Below are 19,762 nucleotides of genomic sequence, written 5' to 3' on the forward strand. Positions count from 1 at the left end.
CAAATGGGAAGGAGTGCGAATGGCTTCCGTCAAGTTCCCAACCGTACGCTGGCATGAGAAGGTGGTCACGTTTCGCCCGCGCCGCACGTGGCGGGGTCTGCAGCCGGTGCACGCGGTTTTGTTGTTCGCTTTCTTCGGTGACAGAGTCGTGCTCAGCGACATCGAGGGGCGCGGCTGGAGTGTGCCCAGTGGTCATCTGCAGGAAGGGGAAACGCCGGAGCAAGCCATCCGCCGCGAGGCGCAGGAAGAGGCTGGCATCGTGTTAAATAAATTGGAGCCGTTGGGCGTCTACCTGCTGCAGGAGGCGGACGGCACCCGCTGGTACGCGCCGGTGTTCATCGGAGAGGTGGCGCACTTCATGGCGATACCGGACAGTAGCGAGTCGCATGGGGTGCTGTTAATACCTCCTGAGGATGTGCAGGAGGTGTATCATCTCTGGGACCCGTTGATAGCGCAGGTATTCCAGTTCGCCCTATCGCAATACCGCAAACGGTTCCGCCCCGGTGTGCCGTTACGTGAGATTTACGGGCAGTTCGCCCGCGTACAACCCATGCCCGAAAACGACGCCATGACACTCTAAGGAGGTTCGCATGTTCATCTCGCAGCGAGCACAACGCACCAGCCCTTCGCCCACCCTCGCCATCACCGCCAAAGCGCGCAAGATGCGCGAGGATGGTATCGACGTGCTGTCTTTTGGAGCCGGAGAACCCGACTTCGACACGCCGGAGTTCATCAAGGAAGCGGCAGTTACCGCCCTGCGAGAGGGCTTCACCAGATATACCCCCACCGCCGGCATCGAGCCACTGCGCAAAGCGATTTGCGACAAACTCTGGCGCGATAACGGACTGAAGTACGAGCCCAATCAGATTATCGTTACCTGCGGGGGCAAACATGCTCTCTATAACACCTTTCAGGTCATCTGCGACCCCGGCGACGAGGTGATTATCCCCGCGCCCTACTGGGTGAGCTACCCGGAGATGGTGAAGCTGGCTGACGGCGTGCCGGTGTTTGTCTATGCTGACGAGAGCACCGGCTTTGTACCCACCATCGACGCCATCCGCGAGAAGATAAGTGCGCGAACACGGGCAATCGTGGTGAACAGCCCGTGCAACCCAACGGGCGCGGTGTTCCATCGCCAAAGGCTTAAGGAGATTGCCGCTCTCGCGCTCAGGCATGACCTGTACATCATCTCCGACGAGATATACGAAAAGATGGTGTACGATGGGCATGAACATGTTAGCATCGCCAGTTTGGGTGAGGAAGTCAAGAAACGCACCATCCTGGTCAACGGTATGTCCAAAGCGTACTCGATGACCGGCTGGCGCATCGGTTACGCGGCGGCGGAGCGAGAACTCATTGCCGCCATGACGCGCATTCAGGACCAGTCCACCTCCAACCCCACCTCGATTGCGCAGAAGGCGGCACTGGCAGCGTTGCAAGCACCGGAGGACACGGTGAAGCAGATGGTCGCGGCGTTCGCCGAGCGAAGGCAGGCGATTGTGGACGGATTGAACCGCATCCCCGGCTTCCGTTGCGCCGAACCCGGTGGGGCTTTCTACGCCTTCCCCAACGTGTCGGCTCTCTACGGCAAACGCTGGGGCGACCGTCTCATCAACAACTCCGACGCCTTCGCGGAGTACCTGCTGGAAGTGGCGCGGGTGGCGGTGGTGCCGGGCAGTGGCTTCGGCGCGGACGAGAACATCCGGTTGTCCTACGCCTGTTCGCTGGATACCATCCACAACGGTCTCGCCCGAATCGCCGACGCGGTGCAGGCGTTGCAGGATTAGGACATCGTGTAACCGGAGGGCGAAACTTCCGGTGAGCCGAGAAAACAGGCAACACGGCTCGGCGGGAGCCTCGCCCTCCATGGGGTGCACGGTCTATTGCAGTGGCTCCAGCACCACTTTCTGCAGATTCATGACCGCCCCGCGGGGCATCTCGGTCACCCGAACGGACAGCACCTGCCTGCCGGCAGGCAGGGTCAACTCGCCCAGCGGGAAGTCCCTAAACGCAGTCCACGAGCCGGTGGCTTCGACAACGCCTTCCAGCCGTTGTCTGCCCTCAATGCCGATATGAAACCGGCTTCCCGCGTTCTCCGGCGGGCAGGCATAGGTCACGGTGACTTTATACCTGCCCCGTGCGGGTACGGAAATAGTCCACGTGACGTAATCGGAAGCGTTTGTCCAGAAGCCGATATTGTCTTTGCCGTCGCCCTGCTCGTACCGGGCACTTTGGCCGTGTACCTCGGCATCACGCGCGTGGCACAGAAGTACACCTCGGGCATCTGGCTGGATAACCGAAGCCACCTGCGCAACCACCGGCTTACCCGCTAACTTCAGTTCCACCACCGTCGCGGCGGGGTCTATACGTTTCGGTCTGGAGATGTAAACCACCGTGTAGCCGTTGCCGTTTTGCACATGTTCGGTGCGCACCTTCAGCGGTTCGTTGCCCAGCAGGGCGCGGGCACTTAGCACCTTCGTCTCCAGACCTTCCACGCGCAGGTCGCCATCGGGCCAGGTGAAGACGTGAAGGTACAGCGTGTTGCCTTTGGCGGTGCATCTTCCGTCAAACGACAGCTTGCGGAAAGGGCTCTGGGTGGTGCCGTAGATGCTTTTGTCGTTCACCTTCATCCACTGCCCGATGCGCTGCAGACGCTCCACAATCGGTTCGGGGAATGTGCCCTCAGCGGTCGGTCCCACGTTCAGCAGGAAGTTACCTCCCTTGTGGGCGATGTCGCAAAGCTTGCGGATGAGGTCTTCCGCCGATTTCCAGTTGGTGTCGTTTTTGGCGTAGCCCCAGGTATCATTGATGGTCATACAGGTTTCCCACAGCCGCCCACCGGGCAGTGCGCCTGCCGGGATGGTTTGCTCCGGCGTGGAGAAGTCTTCGGGCAGGTGGTTGCGGTCATTAATGAGAATCTGCGGCTGCAGGCTGCGGATGAAGGCGTTCACTTCCGCCGAGCGCAGTTCCTGCGCGTTATGCTCCCATCCGCCGTCAAACCACAGCACGCCAATGGGTCCGTAGTTGGTCAGCAGCTCGCGCAGCTGCCCTTTCATGAAGTCGATGTAGCGGTTCAAATCGGCACCGGCGGCGGGACGTACATCACGTTCCCACGGACGGCGGGGCAGGTAATCGGGATGGTGCCAGTCCATGATAGAGTAGTAGAAGCAGAGTTTGATGCCCTGCCGCTTGCATTCCGCCGCCAGCTCCTTCATGGGGTCGCGCCCGAAGGGGGTCGCTTTGACGATATTGTAGTCGGTTAGCTTCGTGTCGAACATGCAGAAGCCATCATGGTGTTTGCTGGTAATCACGATGTACTTCATGCCGGCCTCTTTCGCCATACGCACCCACTCGCGGGCATTGAACTTCACCGGGTTGAACTGAGCAGCGAACTTCTCGTAATCGCGCACCTGCATCTGCTTGTTGCTCAGGTACCACTCGGCGATGGTTTTGCGCCCCTGCAGGTCGGTGGCGTCGGCGGGTACGGCATAAATGCCCCAGTGGATGAACATGCCGAACTTCGCCTCACGCCACCACTGCGTGCGTTTCAGGAAGGCTTCAGGTGTCTCGCCCTGTGGCTGAGCCATCAGCAGAGACGCCATGCAGAACACCAACGCTGTCTGGACAACCCCACGCATCATCATTGTTTACCTGCGTTGAATGATGTCTCTAAAATCCGACCGGAGAGTCACAACGATTGACCAGACTCTTCGGGGTACAGATGCTCGATTTGTGTCAGCAGGTCAGGAACGTCTCGGGTTGCAGTTTTCCAAATCTCCTCCCAGTCAATAACGTCGTAGCCGTGAATCAGGTGGTCCCGCATACCGGCAATCAGTTGCCATGGAACCTCGGGATGGAGTGAGCGAAACTCCCGCGAAAGTCGCTTGACTGCCTCTCCCATGACCAGCGGCTGATACAACACTGCGGATTGGGTCTTGATATCGCCCAGAAACTGCTCTTTGGTCAACCCCGCTACAAAGAGCTTCACCAATCGAGCAGAACTGATGATATCTATCAAAGTGGCTTCATCACGAAACATCGGATTCCTCGGAAGCAAGGAACACAACCCGCGCTGTTCTCAAGATTTCGCGACGGATTACCCAATTCGGGCTTCTCATCAGAGCACGTTTGGTAATGAGGTCGACCTTTCTCTGGAGCAGTCGTTCCAACTCACGCTCCATCTGCACGTGATCCAGTAAGCTCCAGTCCGCATCCTGTTGGAAGTCGACGAGAACGTCCACGTCGCTGTCGGTTGAGAAGTCTTGGCGCAACGCCGAGCCGAACACAGCGATTTCGCGAACCTTCCAGCGCCGGCAGAACTCTTCCAGCTCCCGTTTTGGCAGGGTGACGTGCATATTGTCCATCGTACTGGTTACATCCTCTGTCTTCAGTTTACCTCACCTCTCATGGCGTTCAGCCGGTGCAGTCCTTCACGTCCTTCTCGAACTGCTCGATGGCTTCCGCAGCGTCCAGCACGCCGATTTCCAGCGTGTAGGTGCGCTCCTCGCCCGGCTCCAGATACTGCAGGCGTCCGGCGGCTCGCTCTTCCACCCGTCCCTGTACCAGCGCGTTGCCCGGCTCCAAGCCGACCACGTACTCGCCCTGTCCCATCATCTTCCACTGCGTGAAGTAGGGCAGTTCATTGCGGTTGTAGCGCACGTATACGCCATAACCGCCCTCACAGGCGCGGTTCACAATCCCGCAGACCACCGAGCCGTCTGCCTTCGCGCCCATCTTGTGGAAGTAGACCTGCTCGTAGAAGCCGGGAGTGGGCGCAATCAGTCGGTTCCAAATGCCGATGTCCTTCGCGGCGATTTCGGTGCGCGGGGTTACCTCCTGACTGGGGAGCACCACTTCCGCGCCTTCGTCCACCACGGGCCAGCCCAGGTTGATATGATACAGAATCATGTGCGGAGTGCGTTTGTAACCGAGGTTCTTCACCACGTCATGAATGCGCAGCCATGTTGCGCCCAGCTGTGTTTCGATACGGCGGGTGAGCTGCAGGTTCTCCCCGAACACGATTGCCTCGCGCAGACAGCCCTGTGCAAACAGCACGTATTGCTCGCCGTGCCATTCTCCGCCCCATGCGAGGTGATAAGCTGGCGTGTAGGATGCCCTTCCATGTAAGCCCAGCTGCTGTCCGTCGTCCTCACTGGGAAAGCCCATCGTGCTGTAGCCGCAGGTGGTGACCAGTCCACCGTAGAAACCGCGCAGCCAGCCGAACTTCTCCGGCTCGTAGGTATACGGATGGGCATCGCCGGTAGCGGAACGCCATGCCAGCGGTTTGCCCTTGTAGTGCGCTGCCGAGATGTCCATCCCGCGGCTGGCAAGCACGCTGAAGGTCAGCCCACTGCCGGTCATAAAATCAAAGCCCAGTACGCCGTCTTCCACACCCTCTATCAGGCGTACCGGCTTCACCCGGGCGATTTGCGAGATGTCACCGACCTTTTGCAGCAGCTCTTGCACGGAGAACTCTTTGCCGAACAACCGAGGCATGGTACTTCCCCTCCTTCGCATCGTTTCGGCTCTTGCTTCGTGGGTGATGAGGTAATCTCCTGCTTTCAGCCTTCCCACTCGCCCTTCTTCACCACCGAGCCGAGGGCAAGACGCACAATCACCCTGGCAGTCTCCTCTTCGGCAAAGACCACATGGTCTACCCCGCACCGGCGCAGGTCGGCGATTTTGCCTTCGTCGTGGGTGCGTGCCAGAACGGTCAATTGGGGGTTAATCTCCTTCAGGCGACGTGCCGCCACCATTGCGCTACTGCTCTCTGGCATGGTCAGGATGGCGATAGAGGCGGTGTGTGGGTTCGCCAACTCCAGCACCTCGCGCGCCTCGGCGTCGCCGTAGATGGTGGGGATGTTCTGGTTGCGCGCTCGCAGGATGCTTTCAGGGTCCAGGTCAATCACCACTACGGGCACCTTTCGCCCCAGCAGCTGCTGAGCCACACGACTACCCACCCTGCCGAATCCGCATAGGATCACATGGTCCCGCATCACGCTACGCTGTACCTGTATCTCCTCGCGCAGCTCCCGAAAACGCTCTCCGCGCACGAAGCGCGCCGCCATGCGCGAAATCACCGGCGACAATGCGAAAAGCATCGGGGATAGAAGCAACGAGATGACCGATGCGGCGAGGATGGTGTTGTACTCGCTGAGGGTGTACCAGTTCTTCGTACGAGCCATTTCTGCAATCACAAACGAGAACTCCCCAATCTGCGCCAGCGATAACCCCACCGTTACCGCAATGCGTATGGGAAAACCGATGGTGCGGATGAGCCAGACAATAATCAGCGCCTTGCCCAACACAATGAGCACCAGTAGGAGCAGCACCTCCATCCACTGGGACGTCAACGCGGCGGGGTCCATGAGCATGCCCAGCGAGACGAAAAAGAAGATAGCGAACACGTCGCGGATGGGAACCACTTCTGCCACGATCTGACGACTGTACTCGGACTCGCTGATGATTAGTCCCGTGAGAAACGCACCCAGCGCCATCGAGAAGCCCAGTGCGTGCGTGCCAAGCGCCGTCGCGAAGCAGAGACTTACCGCCAGCAGCAGGAACAGCTCGCGGGAGTTCCACTGAACCGCGTGGCGCAGCAGAACAGGAATGAATCGTGTTGCCAGCAGGAAGGCAGCGACCAGCACCAGCACCGAGCGCAGCAACGTACCCCCAAGCAAGGAAATCCGTTCGGGGGTAAAGTCCGCCAGCACTGGCAGCATCCCTACCAGCACGATGAGCGCAAGGTCCTGCGTGATGGCAATTCCCATAGCCAGCACCGACGCGGTACTCCCGATATCCCCCTGCCGTTCATAAAGCCTTATCATCACGACGGTGCTGCTCATTGCCACCACACATCCCGCCACCAGCGCAGGGAACCATTCCCAGCCCAGCAGGGTCATCAGCAGGTAGCCCAAAAGAATCGAGAGTGCAATCTGTATCCCGCCCGCCACAGCCAGCCTGCCCCCCGATCGCAACAGGTCACGCAGGGAGAGCTCCATCCCCACCACAAACATCATCAACGCGACACCGAGCTCGGATACGGTGTGTACGGCAGCAGAATCCATGTGCAGCACCGGGTTGAGCACCCCCAGCAATACCCCCGCGCTGATGTAGCCGATGATGACAGGCACGCGCAGCCGATGGGCAGCCGCCCCGCCAATCAGCGCGGCAACAATGGTGGCGATAATCGCCATGAAGAGTGGATGACCCAGTGAAATCATACTTCCATTGTACAGGAAAGTATGGTGAAAAAGAAGCCTTGACAAAAGCCATAAAAAGATGTATACTTTTGTATACTATTCTGTGTGGAGGGAACACTGTTGAGAGGACACGAGCGATATGTGAACCTGGAAGCGTTGTCTGACCTGTTGTTGCAACTGGCAGGGCGTGACGAACACTATCCTGCCTACTCGGAGGCGCGCACCACGAAGCGTGAGCAGATAGACGCGCAGTGGGCATCGCGCCTGTATCCTCTGCATCACCATGCTCAGGTGGACGCGGTGGGATTTCTGCGACGGCGCGAGATTGCCATCATGCTGCAAGTAGCCCCTTTGACCCCGCGCCAGCGTCAGGTGATCGAGCTTTTCCTGCGGGGTTACACTTTCGAAGAGATAGGAAAGTACTGGGGTATCAGCAAGCAGGCAGCGCACAAGCTGTTTCTCCGCGCCTGCGAAGCCATCCGACGGTGCTGGCAGGAACATCCTCTGCATGGGTTGACGCTGACATACAGCGAAAGCACCCTGCGTCACTACGCCCGACGCACGCGCTGGCTGAACCGCGAGGAAGAAGCAGAATAACCCTGCAAGAGCGGTACCGCGCATGATAGCAAGGTGCAACCTCCTGCGAGCGGTAAGCCGTTTGCTCGTTTTCTCCTGACCATAGCGGGAAGACGGGGGAGGGCTTAGCTCGTCAGGAGGTTCGCCCCCCCTGCAAGAGTCTCAACCGACCGCTTTTGCCTCTGTCGCGGCGTGTTTGTTCAGCGAATCTTCGGTAACCTGCCTCATTGCGCCCTGATGGTGTGACTTCTTACGGCATAAACCTCTACCTCTCCCAGCAGACCGGATGGGCGCAAGGGGTCATCTTTCTGCCAGTGCTTCCAGGTGGTGAAGGTCAACCTTTGTGGCACGGGACGCGGTTTGCCTTCCACGAACCAGTGTGGGAAGGCTTTCAGCTGGCTTCCCTGCCATTCGCAGTCGTCAGGGTACTGCTCGTCACCGATGAGGCGGTTGACCCACAGGTTGGTTACGTGTACCTCCAGCCTGTTCAGACCCGGGCGGACAACGTCGGTAATGTCCACACGGAACGGTGGTTTCCACAGAATGCCCAGGTACTTGCCGTTCAGCCACACCTCGCACAGGTTTTTGACCTCGCCCAGCGACAGATACAGCCGCTGGTTGGGCACAATCCATGAGGGCGGTATCTGCAACGCCTTTTCATAGCGGGCAGTTCCGGAGAAGTAGCGCACGCCCGGGTGCGGATGCTCCGTCCACGAAATCAGGCGGTCAAACACCACTTTCTCCGGCGCGCCCCGGCCCTTCGGGAAGCGCACCGTCCATTTGCCTGTTACCGGCATCACCTGTGCAGACCTGTCGTTGCGGACACGGATGGTTTTTCCGGATGGCAGGCGCAGGGTGTAGTCTCCTGCTCGCCATGCCAGCAGCTCTACCCTGGCATTCGGCAGGAGACGGACAGAGTAAGCGGGTATTGCGCCTGCCGTTTCGCGGGCAGGGATGTCGAGGTCGGCGTTCTCATTGACGATGATACTGTATTCTTTGCCGTCCAGCGTATACTCCACGCGCAGGCGCTTGTAGTGGAAGGGGGTAGGATCTCCGCCCATGGTGATGTTGTTCACGTTCACGGAGAGCGTACCGTTGCGTACCATCGCCTGCAAACGGGCGGTGACATCGGCAGACCCCGCTCCGTCGACCGCCTCATATACTGCCCTGCGGATGACCAGTTGCGAGGGGCGAGCTGTCTTGCCCACACCCGGAGCCTGTACCGTCGCAAAGTGCAGGGTCGGCGACAACCGCTTGCGGAACACCACGAACACCGACCCTGCCGGGTCCAGTCGCAGAGGAACCACCGTGCGCCCACCAACCACCCGATAAACGAGCGCAGGCTCGGTTTTGCCGGTGTCGGGGTACCAGAGCTCGGGCACTTTGCCTGCCACCCGGAACGTGCATTCCAGGTCCTCCGTGCGATACCGCTGGTTGGAGACGAAGTAAAGGTCTGTGTCGCCCACCACGCGGTGAATGAAATCGATTCGGGTGCCGGGAGATGCTTCAAAGTCGGGGGGAACACGCATCCCTGCAAGCACCTGCTCGACCGATTTGCCCCAGACGACCTTGCCCTTGCCGTAAGCGTGTTCCTTCACCTTCACGCCATCGCAGTTGCCCCAGACCTCATCTGCCAGGCGGCGAACCTCTTGGTCACACTGCGGGTATCTGCTCAAGCTGGGCGACTTTTCGGGCTTCGGACCGATGACCACCGCTCCTGCCCGCACCAGCTCTGCCACCTTACGCAGCACGCGCGGCGTCATGAAGCGGCTGTCGGGCAACACCAGCACACGGTAGGTCATCCCGCTGGGCAGGACTATTCTTCCGTTGCGCACCGTTGCTCTCAGCAACACCTCTTTGTTCAGGCAGTCGTAGTCGTAGCCTTTCGCCCGCAAATCGGGTCGGAAGGGTGCGGAAATCGGCTGGTGTTCGCCCACGTATATCGCGATGTCCGCCACGAACCGCCCCTGCTGCAGCAGATACTGGCAGCGGGCAAGGTATTTCAGCCACGCTCTGCCCGGCTCCCACCAGGTGTTGGTGCGCTCAAAGTGAAAGCCCCAGGGACCCATCGTCATGCCGGGCTTGACGTTCAGCCATGGCTGGTGTGCGTAGCGATGGAAGATGAAACGGTTGACGCCCAGGCAGAAGATATGGTCGCCCAGAGCTTTCATGGAGTAGGGGTCGTTCTGCCACCTGCCCAGCTCGGGGGTGGCGGTGAAAGCCTCCGCCCCGACGATTGTCCTGCCGTAGATGTGCGCGGCGGAAGCAGCGAGCTTGGCGGTTTCGTGTGCGCCGCCGCCTATCCAGAACTCGCCCATGGGGATGTCGGCACGTCCGCCGGCGGCAAGGTCGTCGAACGTGCCGTTGCCGTACGGTTCGGTGGAGAAAAGCAATCCGTGCTTGCGGCACAGCTCGGAAAAGTGCCCGTAGTAGTTTTCCACGAACATCTCCGACACGGTCTGGCGTACATCCCACAGGAATCGCTCGGAGATTTCCGGTGAACCCACCACGTATCCCGCGAACACCGGCAGGAAAGGCAGCAGGTCATAGCCCCGCCGACGGTAGAACTCCTCACGGAAGCGGGGCGTCCAGTTCTGGCTGCCGACTTCGTAGCTGTCCACCAGCGCATTGTTCAACGTTTTACCCGCCAGCGCCCCGATGTCGCGCAGCACCGTCGCCATCATGCCGTCGTTCCAGAACGCGTCCAGTGCTTCCTTGCTGAGCTTGTCTACCTCCAGTCCCCGTCCTTCCGGTGTGGCGGGGTGGTTATCCTTGCCGGTGGGCGTGTAGCCGATGCGCAGGATGGTCCAGTCGCCTTCCGGTACATCCCACGTCAGCCTTCCGTCTGCGTCCAGCAAGGCAGTGAGATTCCACACCTTTTCAGCGGGAACGACGCTCTCGGCAGAGGCACCGGATTCAGCAACCGGCTGGATGCCGTCCTGTCGCTCGTATGCCGCTTTGCCGCGCAGGTTGTGGATGCGCAGGTTGCCTGTGGGGGTGGGGAAGGCAAGCACGGCGATATCGCGGTAGAACCCCGCTCTTCTTTCCGGTTGAGGTAGCTGCTCGGAAAAGCGTTGCGGTCCCTGCACCTGCACTGCCCGCGTGACCACAATCAGCATCGCGTGCTCGGGCTTGACCCACGGACCGCCGCTACTCGACCATCCGGCGCAGTTGTGGATGCACAGCTCCAGTCCGAGCCGGTTCGCCTCTTTCACGGCGTGTCGTATCATCTCGCGCCAGCGGTCGCTCATGAAGGTCACGCCGCCGGAAGGCACACCCACATCCACGTTGAATATCTGCGCTCCGCCGACGCCCACGCGCTTCATCGCCTCCAGGTCGGCGGTGATACCTTCTTTGGCGATATTATCATTCACCCAGTGCCACCAGGTATGCGGTTTCGCGGAGTTGGGAGGGTTGCGGAAGCCCTCCTCGAGCGAATCCGCCTGGCTCATACTCACAAACAGAGCACACACAAAGAGGGAGGTCCACAAAACCTTCATGGCGCGCGTCATCTCCACCTCCTACCGGGTGTTGTGTTAAGGACTGGTTCGATGCTTCGCCAAAGGGCAAGAGGTTCCTACCTGCGCTCATCCTTTACAATCTTGACAACTTCTGCGGCTGGAGGTGTTCGTTCGCGCAATGGTCGCCGCTTTTCGTTTTCATCTTCCAGATTGCTTGACAAATCTCGGTTGAGACACCTATAATGGGGGCGGCTTAAGGAGCCATATCTCTGAGGGAAAGGAGTGTGCAACATGCTTTGGCGCTTTGTAACCCGGTTCGCTTTGCTCCTCGTGTTCGTCATCCAGATAACGCCACTGTACGCGCAGGGGACCCCCGACATCGTGTGGATGGTCAAACAGCACACCAGCTGGGTAAACGCGCTCAGCTTCACCGCAGATGGCAGCCTGCTGGCATCGGGCAGCGAAGACACCACCGCCAAAGTCTATCGCGCTTCTGATGGTGCACTGCTCAGGAACTTCTCATGCGGCACAGCAGTTCGCGGGCTGGCGATTGCGCCCGATGGCAGCACCCTCACCGATGTGCTGTTCGAGCGCACCGTGCAGTTCTGGAACGTGACCGGCGGCAATCTGCTCGCCAGCTTCCTGGGGCACAGCGCGTATATGTACGCCGCGCGCTATGTGCCTGACGGCAGTCTGGTGGCTACCGGCGGTACCGATGGTCTCATCAAGTTCTGGCAGATACCCAACAACACGCCGGTGAGAACCATCAGCAGCCCCGAGTGGATTCGGTGCATCGCCTTCTCTGCGGACGGTAGCCTGGTCGCTTCAGGAGGGCAGAACGGGGGCATCCGCATCTGGCGGATGTCGGATGGTGTGCTGGTACGCACAATGACAGGGCATGGCAGCGGAATCACCGCAGTCGACTTCTCGCCGGACGGAAGCCTGCTGGTCTCGTCCAGCTTCGATAACACCGTGCGCCTGTGGCGCGTATCCGATGGTGCGCTGTTGCGCACAATGACCGGGCATACCAACTGGGTGTACAGCGTCAGCTTCAGTCCCGATGGGCAGATTCTGGTATCGGGCGGACGAGACGGCACCGTGCGCCTGTGGCGGGTGTCTGACGGTGCTCAGCTCGCCATGTATAATCAGGAGACCAGCTCCGCCGTTTACTCGGTCGCCTTCTCCCCCGACGGGGAGACGTTTGCCTACGGCGGTTCCGATGGGCGTGTGGTGCTGGCACGCAACCCCTTCGCCATGCCGAAGGTGGGCGGAACCATCGCCTTCGGCGATTACGGTGGGGTGCTGCCTTCCAGCATCACCTTCGAGCTGCGCGAGCCGGGCGGAACCACGCCCTTCCAGACAGTGGATGTCGCGCTTGGCGAGGGGGGTACTTTCCGCTTCACCGCTCCCCGCCGCGGCGTGTTTGACATTTCGGTGAAGGTGAGCCACTGGCTGCGTCGCACGCTTGCCGTAGATACCAGCGGCGGCAGTGTCACCGACCTGAGCATCGAGCTGCTCAACGGCGACATCGACGGCGATAACGAGGTCACGCTCTTTGACTTCGGCGCGCTGGTGGCGGCATTCGGCTCCGTGCCCGGCGACGGCAACTGGAACCCCGACGCTGACCTGGACGGAGATGAAGAGGTCACGCTGTTCGACTTCGGTATCCTCGTGAAGAACTTTGGCGCGATTGGGGATGAGTAGCCCTCACCCCCGGCCCCTCTCCCCCGCTGTGGGAGAGGGGAGTTGTGTTAGCCCTCACCCCGTGCCCCTCTCCCACGCTGTGGGAGAGGGGCAATTGAATGCGATTTCTCACGCGAAGAGTTAATCGCTGTAGGCAGATTGGGCACGCGGTGCGCGCTCCCTTACAGGCTGCGGATAAACCGCTCCGACTCTTTCTCGTAGGTGCGGAAGGGGTTGCGCAGTTCCAGCTGCCGCCCTTTGTCCACGTAGACCATATCCCAGTCCACGATATACGCCCTGTTGCGGGAGGCTAGCAGGTGCTGGATGGCGCGGCTGCGCCCGTAGGCGCGGGTGTTATCAGGAGCGTTGGTAGTGGCGTTCTGGATGTCCTCATCGGTGACGATGCGCTGCATCAGCCCCGCCTCCACCAGACCGTAGTACAGTCCGCGCGAGGGGTCGGTGTTGTGGTACTCCATATCCAGGCTGAACATGATGTCGTCGTGCCAGAGCAAACCCTCCTGTTGCCGGAAGGTATCGAGCAGTTTGCGCTTCGCCACCCAGTCGAGGCGATCGTCCAGGCTCATGGGGTCGAGCTCGAGGGCGTCCAGCACGTATTCCCACTCGCGCAGCACCCAGTCGGTATCCTCATCGCGCCCGGTGAGGTGTTGCTTTGCCGTTTCGAGGTAGATGCGCTGCAGGTCGATCGCGCGGATGGTAGAGCCGTCGTGCCGGCGCACAATCCACCGCCAGGTGGGGTCGCGGCTGACACTGCGCAGGGCTTCCAGCGGGTCGGCGAGGCGCACGTCGGGCTTAATCAGGTTGCGCTCCAGCAGGTCGAGCACCAGACTGGTGGTGCCGATTTTGAGGGCGGTGGCGTATTCGCTCATGTTGCCCTCGCCGAACAGGATGTGCAGGCGGTGCATGCTGTTGTAGGAGTAGTAGCTGTCCCACTTGGGGTTGATGATGGCACGGTTGAAGCGCACGCGCGAAGAGATGGTCTTCACAATGTGGTCCGCCCGCTGAGAGAGCTGAAACTCCACCGTGGGGTCGATCTCCACCGCGTAGAAGCGGCTCACCCACACGTAGTCCATCTCATGTTCGCTCAGGTCCATGATGTTGTTCGAGAAGTCGTTATAGTTCAGGCGATGTCCGCCCACACGTCCCGTGCCCGCAAAAATCTGCCGGGTAACCAGGAAGGGCAACAGGTTATACAACGAGTCAAGGAAGTAACGGTCTTCGATGCTGACCAGGTAGTTTTCGTGACAGCCAAAGGTATGCCCGCCAAAGTGGTCGACGGCGTTGTTGTAGAAGGAGACCTTGTCCTGCCAGCCGAGCGCCTGTAACGCTTCCAGCAGGATACGCTGTCCCGCCTTTTCGTGCGCCACGATGTCGGACAGGCGCGAGCACTCCGGGGTGGCATACTCCTCATGGTCGCCCACCGCGTCGATGTACAGGCGCCCGCCGTTGATGAGGAACCCGCCTCCGCGCGCAGGCTCAAAGGCAAAGTCGCGGCTGTGCAGGTCGATCAGCCCACGGCGCAGGCGGTAGAACACACAGTCTTTGACCTTTTCCACCACCCGCTCGGGTCTGCCCACGCTTTCGTCACGGACGAAGCACCCAAACTCTGTTTCGATACCGAAAATCCGGTTTTCCATTTGCCTGCACCTCCGCGTGTTGCTTGGAACCCGTTCTGTTCCGACGCTACTGTGGCAGCACGGGACGGATTTCGTCCTCTTTCAGCAGGCGGAACTTGCGCTCGCGCTTGGTGAAGCGGTCGAGAATCGCCGCCTCGACCTGCAGGTCTTGCAGCTGCTCCCGCAGGAACGCCTCGATGCGTTCTTCCGTCAGGCTCTCTGCACCCTCTTCCTGCAGGTGCATGTCGGTCGCCCACAGCCTGCCGGTCGCCCATGCTCGCAGAGCGCGACGTAACGCCGTATGCAGGTCGGGTGCGCCCTCCGCATCTTCGGGCACCAGCTGGCGTATCATCTGTTCCTCCGCCTCCGGCGTGCCTGCTACCGCCGCCGCCCAGTTGAGCGAGACGAACTCACCGTCATAGTTCAGGGTGTAGAACAGGTCTTCTTCGGGCTTTCTGCCCATTTCGGCAAAGAGGGCGCGTACCACAAACGGCGCGTTGAGCACATCTCCAAACGCCCGCTTGATGCCCGGACTGATGGCGAAGCCCACCACGCGCTGGATGGTCACGTCATCGGGACTGCGGGCGTAGCCCTCCTGATGCGCGAAGTCGATCGCGCCCACCCGGATAATCTCCAGGTCGCTCTGGTTGCCCAATCCTGCAAACATCAGACGGTCGTAGACCTCGAAAATCTTGCGTTGCGTGCGGCGCAGGGTGAGCAACAACACGCCCCCGTCGTAGCTGATGCCAGCGACGGGGCTACCGTCACGCAACCGCTCCTCGATATATTCCGTGCGATGCCGCACGCTTTCATTGAAGTCGTAGGGTGTGTAGACCATTGCTCCTTCTTATCCGCCCTTCGTTTCACGCTGGCTGCAGCCTGCATGACACTTCGGCGCAGGCTAAAGCCTGGGGCTACATGAGGCACCTATCTTTTCAGGCTCGCCCGGATGTCGGATAACTGTTCCTCCGGGATGTCCAGAATGCCTTCGCTGGTCACTGCTCGCGCTACTGGTAGCACTTTCTCGATGCCCGCGGTGGCGGAGTCGAGGTCGGCAGCGATGTCCAGCAGCAGCAGCGATTCGCGCAGGGCATCTTCCAGCGTCATCTCGTGGAAGGGTCCTTTCGTTTTCAAGATATAGTCGAACACGCCACGAATGCGTTCCGAGCCAGAGCCTGCCCCGCCGAACTCCACGCTTTCGAAGCGTGCGCCCATGCCGTCGTAGAAGAAGATGCGCCCCTCGCCGCGCTCCAGGTCGTAGGCGGAGACGACCGGTATAAACAAGCCGATGCCCTGCAACGCCATGCTCAGGTTGCCTGCCAGCGCACGCGACACCTCCGCCAGCTTGCCCTCCAGGCTCATCTCCTGCAGTTGCGTGCGGGCGTAGTACTTGAACGAGTGTTGCAGATAGCGCACAATCTCCATTGCCCGCGCGTAGGACCCCGCGATAGCGATGAGCGTGTAGTCATCCAGTGGCAGAATCTTCTCCGCGCGGTCGTACATGATGGCGTTGGCGGAAGTGGCACGGCGGTCGCCCACGTTGAGCACGCCGTCGCGGTACTTCAGGGCAATGACAGTAGTGCCGTGCACTTCCTGTACCGCCGGCGGGACCCGTTCGGAAGGGATTACCTCCGGCTCCCGCCACAAGCCATGTGCCCGCAGCAGCGCCATGAAGTCCCCGCTGTGGTTTGCCGACAGTCGCTCTCCCACTGCTTATTCTCCACTGCGCTGGCGATAGCGTCGTGCCTGGTCCGGATCCACGCGCCTCATGCGCTTCAGCAGGTCGTTCACATCAGGGCGGCTTACCTTCGGTGTGGTGGGGCCTCCCTCCTCGCCTCCCTTGCGCGTGATGGGGTCGGACGGGATGGTTCGGGTTAATCGGTCGTCTGCTCGCCACTGCATGGCTGGTTCCCTCCTTCTTCCTCGCTCTTGCGCGAGGCATGTAGCTGTCGGAATGTGTTGACAAACTCGGTGAGGTTATGTGCTTTCGCCAGTCTCTGTACCTTCTGCGGTACCCGCTGGGTCACCCAGTCGCGCAGGTCCAGCGTCACCGCCTGCTCGCCGAAGGTCAACTGCACCCGGCTCCACGTAATTGCGCTGATGGCTTGCGGGTAACGCTCCACCAGCGTGCCGCGCACCCACGCCCGGGTGCTGCTGGGCGGATGGCACATCGCTCGCTCGATATCTTTATCTGTTACTACGCGCCTCACCGCTCCCATTTGTTCCAGCCCCGCGAACAAGCCGTCCTGCGGGTCTATACTATGATACGCCAAATCCAGACTTTGCACAATAGGCTCCTTCCAGTCCACGCCTTCACTCTCGATGAACTGTTCGAGCAACAGTCTCTTCGCAACCCAGTCCAGGCTATCTGCCAGCTGCTGCGGGTCGCGCTCCAGCGCGTCGAGCGTGCTTTCCCATGCCATCAAAAGCCACTGCGTCTCGGTATCGGCATGGGCGAAGCGGCTCTGCGCTTCGCGAAGGTAGAGCCGTTGTACCTCTATGGCAGGGAGGGTGCGTCCGTCTTCCAGTTCCACTTGCCACTTCCACTGCGGGTCGCGCGAGAGGCGGCGGATGGTCTCCACCGGGTTGCGGATGGCAATGCCCGGTTGCCACCCCATCTCGATCATCTCCGTCACGAGGCGCGTCGTGCCCACCTTGAGGGCGGTGGCATATTCGCTCATGTTGGCATCGCCACAGATGACATGCAGTCTGCGGTAGCGTGACGGGGTGGCGTGCGGCTCGTCGCGCGTGTTGATAATGGGACGCTGGTAAAGGGTGTCCACGCTGGCTTCCACCGAGAAGAAGTCCGCCCGCTGAGACAGTTGATAGGGTACATCACCGAAGATGCCGGGCGTCTCCACCCCCACCTTACCCGCGCCTGCATACAGGATGCGCGTGACGAAGAAAGGCATCATGCCCCGGATGACCTGCTCGAAAGGCACGCTGCGGCGCATCAGGTAGCCTTCATGACAGCCGTAGCTCGCGCCGTGAAAGTCGGTGTTGTTCTTATAAATGTGCACCTTCAAACCGGTGCGGCGCATATACTCCTGCGCGCACGACCAGACGATGCGCTCTCCCGCGCGGTCATGCGCCACCAGCTCCCGCAAGCTAACGCACTCTGGGGTGGAGTACTCGGGGTGACCATGGTCGTTGTAGAGGCGCGCACCGTTGGGCAACACGCGGTCGCTGCGTGTCTCGGCAGACATGCAGGCAGAGGCGGTGCCTTCCGTGTCGTACTGGGCGTCTACCGGGTCGGTTTGCAGATATTCCACGTGGAAGCCGCGTGCATCTTTACGTGGGTCTTCGCGCCGGTAGTCCCACGGGGAGGCGAAGGTGGAGGCGTTGTAGCTGCGCACCACCTCCGCCGCCTCGAACACCAGCTCCGAGGGGTTTTTGCCCTCAATGTATAACCCATACTCGGTCTCCAGCCCGACCAGCCTCTGCATGGATGCACCGCCTAAATGATGTTCCGCCGCGCCGCCGATTGCCGCTCGCGGTCTTGTGGGCGAATCGGGCGCACGTCCGCCACGTTGTCCGGCTCGTAGTCCAGCAGCTTCAGCCAGTCTTCCTGCGAGTCGGACTTGGGGAAGATTTCGCTCTCCTTGTACTCGGTGCGGATGGCTTGCTGCAGGTCGGGCAGGGAGATGCCGCTATCCTCGCCGCACTCGATGGCTCGCTTGATGGCGTAGTCCTTCGCGCGGTCTACCACCGACTTCAGCAGCGCGCCGCTGACCAGGTCGCGCCAGTAGAGCGTCTCCACCGAGCCGTTGCGCAGGTACACCTGCACGAACTCGGTCTCCGGATGCTTGCGCCACAGGTATTCGATCGCGCCGTCCAGCAACGCCTCGCGAGCCGCCTCCTCCGAGCCGTATTCGCGCACCGTCGCTGGGTCCAGCGGGATGTTCGGATGCAGGTAAATCGCCAGAATGTCCCGCGACGCCTGCTTGTCGGGGCGAGCCACCTTCACCTTGCGGTCAATGCGCCCTGGACGCAAGATGGCGGGGTCGATATAGTCCGGACGGTTGGACGTCAGCATCACCACCACGTTCTCCAGCGAGACCAGCCCATCCATCTCCGCACAGAACTGCGGCACCACCGTGTTGGAGATGTGGGTAAACCTGCCGGAGTTGCGCACGCGCAGGATGGACTCGGCTTCGTCGATGAAAATGAAGACCAGATTACCTTCCCGTGCCTTCTCTCGCGCGGCAGCGAAGATTTCGCGCACCATGCGCTCGCTCTCGCCGAGCCACATGTTCAGTATCTTGGGACCGCTGATGTACATGAAGTACTCGCGCACATCGCGCCCCAGTTGACGACGGTATTCTTGTGTCAGGTTATAGGCAGTGGCTTTGCCAATCAGCGTCTTGCCACAGCCAGGCGGTCCATACAGAAGGATGCCCTTGATCGGCTGCTTCTCGAACTTGCGGAACAGCTCGGGATGGAGCAGCGGCAGTTCGATGGTATCGCGGATGACGCGGATGGCATCTTCCTGACCGCCGATGGCGCTCCAGGGTATCTCGGGAACCTCTTCGAAGTAGTAGTCGCGCGCCTCGCGCTGCGCGAAGTGCTCCAGCGCCACCTTCAGGTTAGGCTCCATGCGCACTTCGTCACCCGGCTTGATGGTGACCTCGGCCAGGTCATGACCACGCAGCACGAGTCGTCCCGACATGCCCTGCGGGTCGGATGCCACGCGCAGGCGACCGTCTTCCAGAACCTCCTGCACCTTGACGATGGGACCCTGCGGGTGGTAACCCAGGTCCCCCACCACCGCAAACGCCTCATTGATGCGCACGCGCGTGCCCACCTTCAGCGTGCTGGCGTCCATCTTCGGATCGATGTTCGCATAGTATTCGGTGTCGCCGACGGCAATCATGGCAACGCCGTCCGCAGGCGAACCGAGATACACCCCGATACGGTTTGCCGGAGAGGTGAGCTTTTCATACACCTGCTCGTATTCCTGCAGCGCCTTCTGCGCCTCCTGAAACTGCTTCTCGTCCACCTCCAGCTGATGACGCAGCAACAGCAGGTAGTTCAGGAGCCGGGCATCCTGGGGTGGACGAGCGCGCAGGATTTCGTCAAGTAGCGTTAGCGCACGCAGGGAGGTCTCCGGCGGCTGAAACTCTTCGTATTTATCCTCTTGGTAACGGTCACGCTTCATCTTCTTCGCCCCCTGCGACCCGACGCGGATTACTTGCCGTCGGGCGTG

The 19,762-nt window shown here is 60.6% G+C and carries 16 protein-coding genes; 4 read left to right on the forward strand and 12 right to left on the reverse strand.

Annotated features, from left to right (window positions below; translation table 11 throughout):
* Positions 1–19 precede the first annotated feature (19 nt).
* Positions 20–580 carry an NUDIX domain-containing protein gene (locus K6U75_07040; protein ID MCL6474791.1) on the forward strand — a complete coding sequence of 187 codons (561 nt, stop codon included), beginning with the start codon at positions 20–22 and terminating at the stop codon, positions 578–580.
* 10 nt (positions 581–590) lie between these two features.
* A complete protein-coding gene (locus K6U75_07045) occupies positions 591–1,787 on the forward strand; it encodes a pyridoxal phosphate-dependent aminotransferase (GenBank protein MCL6474792.1) in 1,197 nt (398 codons plus the stop codon).
* 93 nt (positions 1,788–1,880) lie between these two features.
* Here K6U75_07045 and K6U75_07050 read toward each other — a convergent pair whose 3' ends face one another.
* The 5 genes from K6U75_07050 to K6U75_07070 form a co-directional block, all read right to left on the reverse strand.
* A complete protein-coding gene (locus K6U75_07050) occupies positions 1,881–3,644 on the reverse strand; it encodes an alpha-L-fucosidase (protein MCL6474793.1) in 1,764 nt (587 codons plus the stop codon).
* A 44-nt stretch (positions 3,645–3,688) separates the two neighbouring features.
* Complete coding sequence (locus K6U75_07055) at positions 3,689–4,039, reverse strand: DUF86 domain-containing protein (GenBank protein MCL6474794.1); 351 nt, start codon at positions 4,037–4,039, stop codon at positions 3,689–3,691.
* Positions 4,029–4,364, reverse strand: coding sequence for a nucleotidyltransferase domain-containing protein (locus K6U75_07060; protein MCL6474795.1), 336 nt, complete (start codon positions 4,362–4,364; stop codon positions 4,029–4,031). Before K6U75_07060 ends, K6U75_07055 begins: the two co-directional genes overlap by 11 nt.
* 49 nt (positions 4,365–4,413) lie before the next feature.
* The gene (locus tag K6U75_07065; protein ID MCL6474796.1) at positions 4,414–5,496 is read right to left on the reverse strand and encodes an aldose 1-epimerase family protein; all 1,083 of its coding nucleotides are present in this window, start codon (positions 5,494–5,496) and stop codon (positions 4,414–4,416) included.
* Between the two features lie 65 nt (positions 5,497–5,561).
* Positions 5,562–7,223 carry a cation:proton antiporter gene (locus tag K6U75_07070; GenBank protein MCL6474797.1) on the reverse strand — a complete coding sequence of 554 codons (1,662 nt, stop codon included), beginning with the start codon at positions 7,221–7,223 and terminating at the stop codon, positions 5,562–5,564.
* Between the two features lie 99 nt (positions 7,224–7,322).
* On the opposite strand from K6U75_07070, the gene K6U75_07075 reads away from it, so the two are divergent.
* Entirely contained in the window at positions 7,323–7,799 is a 477-nt protein-coding gene (locus K6U75_07075; GenBank protein ID MCL6474798.1) for a hypothetical protein, read from the forward strand.
* Positions 7,800–8,002: 203 nt separating this feature from the next.
* Here the strand turns inward: K6U75_07075 and K6U75_07080 are convergent, their stop codons facing one another.
* Positions 8,003–11,290: a DUF3395 domain-containing protein gene (locus K6U75_07080; protein ID MCL6474799.1), complete on the reverse strand. Its 3,288-nt coding sequence runs from the start codon at positions 11,288–11,290 to the stop codon at positions 8,003–8,005.
* Positions 11,291–11,530: 240 nt separating this feature from the next.
* On the opposite strand from K6U75_07080, the gene K6U75_07085 reads away from it, so the two are divergent.
* The gene (locus tag K6U75_07085; protein ID MCL6474800.1) at positions 11,531–12,943 is read left to right on the forward strand and encodes a hypothetical protein; all 1,413 of its coding nucleotides are present in this window, start codon (positions 11,531–11,533) and stop codon (positions 12,941–12,943) included.
* 161 nt (positions 12,944–13,104) lie between these two features.
* Here the strand turns inward: K6U75_07085 and K6U75_07090 are convergent, their stop codons facing one another.
* The 6 genes from K6U75_07090 to K6U75_07115 all read right to left on the reverse strand — a co-directional run bounded on the left by K6U75_07090 (position 13,105) and on the right by K6U75_07115 (position 19,714).
* The gene (locus K6U75_07090; protein MCL6474801.1) at positions 13,105–14,577 is read right to left on the reverse strand and encodes a proteasome accessory factor PafA2 family protein; all 1,473 of its coding nucleotides are present in this window, start codon (positions 14,575–14,577) and stop codon (positions 13,105–13,107) included.
* Positions 14,578–14,623: 46 nt separating this feature from the next.
* Positions 14,624–15,394 carry a hypothetical protein gene (locus K6U75_07095; protein MCL6474802.1) on the reverse strand — a complete coding sequence of 257 codons (771 nt, stop codon included), beginning with the start codon at positions 15,392–15,394 and terminating at the stop codon, positions 14,624–14,626.
* An 89-nt stretch (positions 15,395–15,483) separates the two neighbouring features.
* Positions 15,484–16,266, reverse strand: a complete 783-nt coding sequence (locus tag K6U75_07100; GenBank protein MCL6474803.1) for a proteasome subunit alpha — start codon at positions 16,264–16,266, stop codon at positions 15,484–15,486.
* Positions 16,267–16,269: 3 nt separating this feature from the next.
* Positions 16,270–16,458 (reverse strand): ubiquitin-like protein UBact, encoded by a 189-nt coding sequence (locus K6U75_07105; GenBank protein MCL6474804.1) that lies wholly within the window; start codon positions 16,456–16,458, stop codon positions 16,270–16,272.
* The gene (locus K6U75_07110) at positions 16,431–18,002 is read right to left on the reverse strand and encodes a proteasome accessory factor PafA2 family protein (GenBank protein MCL6474805.1); all 1,572 of its coding nucleotides are present in this window, start codon (positions 18,000–18,002) and stop codon (positions 16,431–16,433) included. Before K6U75_07110 ends, K6U75_07105 begins: the two co-directional genes overlap by 28 nt.
* 11 nt (positions 18,003–18,013) lie before the next feature.
* On the reverse strand, positions 18,014–19,714 hold the full coding sequence (locus K6U75_07115) for an AAA family ATPase (GenBank protein ID MCL6474806.1): 1,701 nt from the start codon (positions 19,712–19,714) through the stop codon (positions 18,014–18,016).
* Positions 19,715–19,762 lie beyond the last annotated feature (48 nt).

Source organism: Bacillota bacterium (genome assembly GCA_023511455.1).
GTDB lineage: Bacteria > Armatimonadota > HRBIN16 > HRBIN16 > HRBIN16 > HRBIN16.

Excerpts from the sequence above, each read along its gene's own strand:
- K6U75_07040 (MCL6474791.1), top strand. The coding sequence starts at position 20 with ATGGCTTCCGTCAAGTTCCCAACCGTACGCTGGCATGAGAAGGTGGTC.
- K6U75_07045 (MCL6474792.1), top strand. The coding sequence starts at position 591 with ATGTTCATCTCGCAGCGAGCACAACGCACCAGCCCTTCGCCCACCCTC.
- K6U75_07050 (MCL6474793.1), bottom strand. The coding sequence starts at position 3,644 with ATGATGATGCGTGGGGTTGTCCAGACAGCGTTGGTGTTCTGCATGGCG.
- K6U75_07055 (MCL6474794.1), bottom strand. The coding sequence starts at position 4,039 with ATGTTTCGTGATGAAGCCACTTTGATAGATATCATCAGTTCTGCTCGA.
- K6U75_07060 (MCL6474795.1), bottom strand. The coding sequence starts at position 4,364 with ATGGACAATATGCACGTCACCCTGCCAAAACGGGAGCTGGAAGAGTTC.
- K6U75_07065 (MCL6474796.1), bottom strand. The coding sequence starts at position 5,496 with ATGCCTCGGTTGTTCGGCAAAGAGTTCTCCGTGCAAGAGCTGCTGCAA.
- K6U75_07070 (MCL6474797.1), bottom strand. The coding sequence starts at position 7,223 with ATGATTTCACTGGGTCATCCACTCTTCATGGCGATTATCGCCACCATT.
- K6U75_07080 (MCL6474799.1), bottom strand. The coding sequence starts at position 11,290 with ATGACGCGCGCCATGAAGGTTTTGTGGACCTCCCTCTTTGTGTGTGCT.
- K6U75_07085 (MCL6474800.1), top strand. The coding sequence starts at position 11,531 with ATGCTTTGGCGCTTTGTAACCCGGTTCGCTTTGCTCCTCGTGTTCGTC.
- K6U75_07090 (MCL6474801.1), bottom strand. The coding sequence starts at position 14,577 with ATGGAAAACCGGATTTTCGGTATCGAAACAGAGTTTGGGTGCTTCGTC.
- K6U75_07095 (MCL6474802.1), bottom strand. The coding sequence starts at position 15,394 with ATGGTCTACACACCCTACGACTTCAATGAAAGCGTGCGGCATCGCACG.
- K6U75_07105 (MCL6474804.1), bottom strand. The coding sequence starts at position 16,458 with ATGCAGTGGCGAGCAGACGACCGATTAACCCGAACCATCCCGTCCGAC.
- K6U75_07110 (MCL6474805.1), bottom strand. The coding sequence starts at position 18,002 with ATGCAGAGGCTGGTCGGGCTGGAGACCGAGTATGGGTTATACATTGAG.
- K6U75_07115 (MCL6474806.1), bottom strand. The coding sequence starts at position 19,714 with ATGAAGCGTGACCGTTACCAAGAGGATAAATACGAAGAGTTTCAGCCG.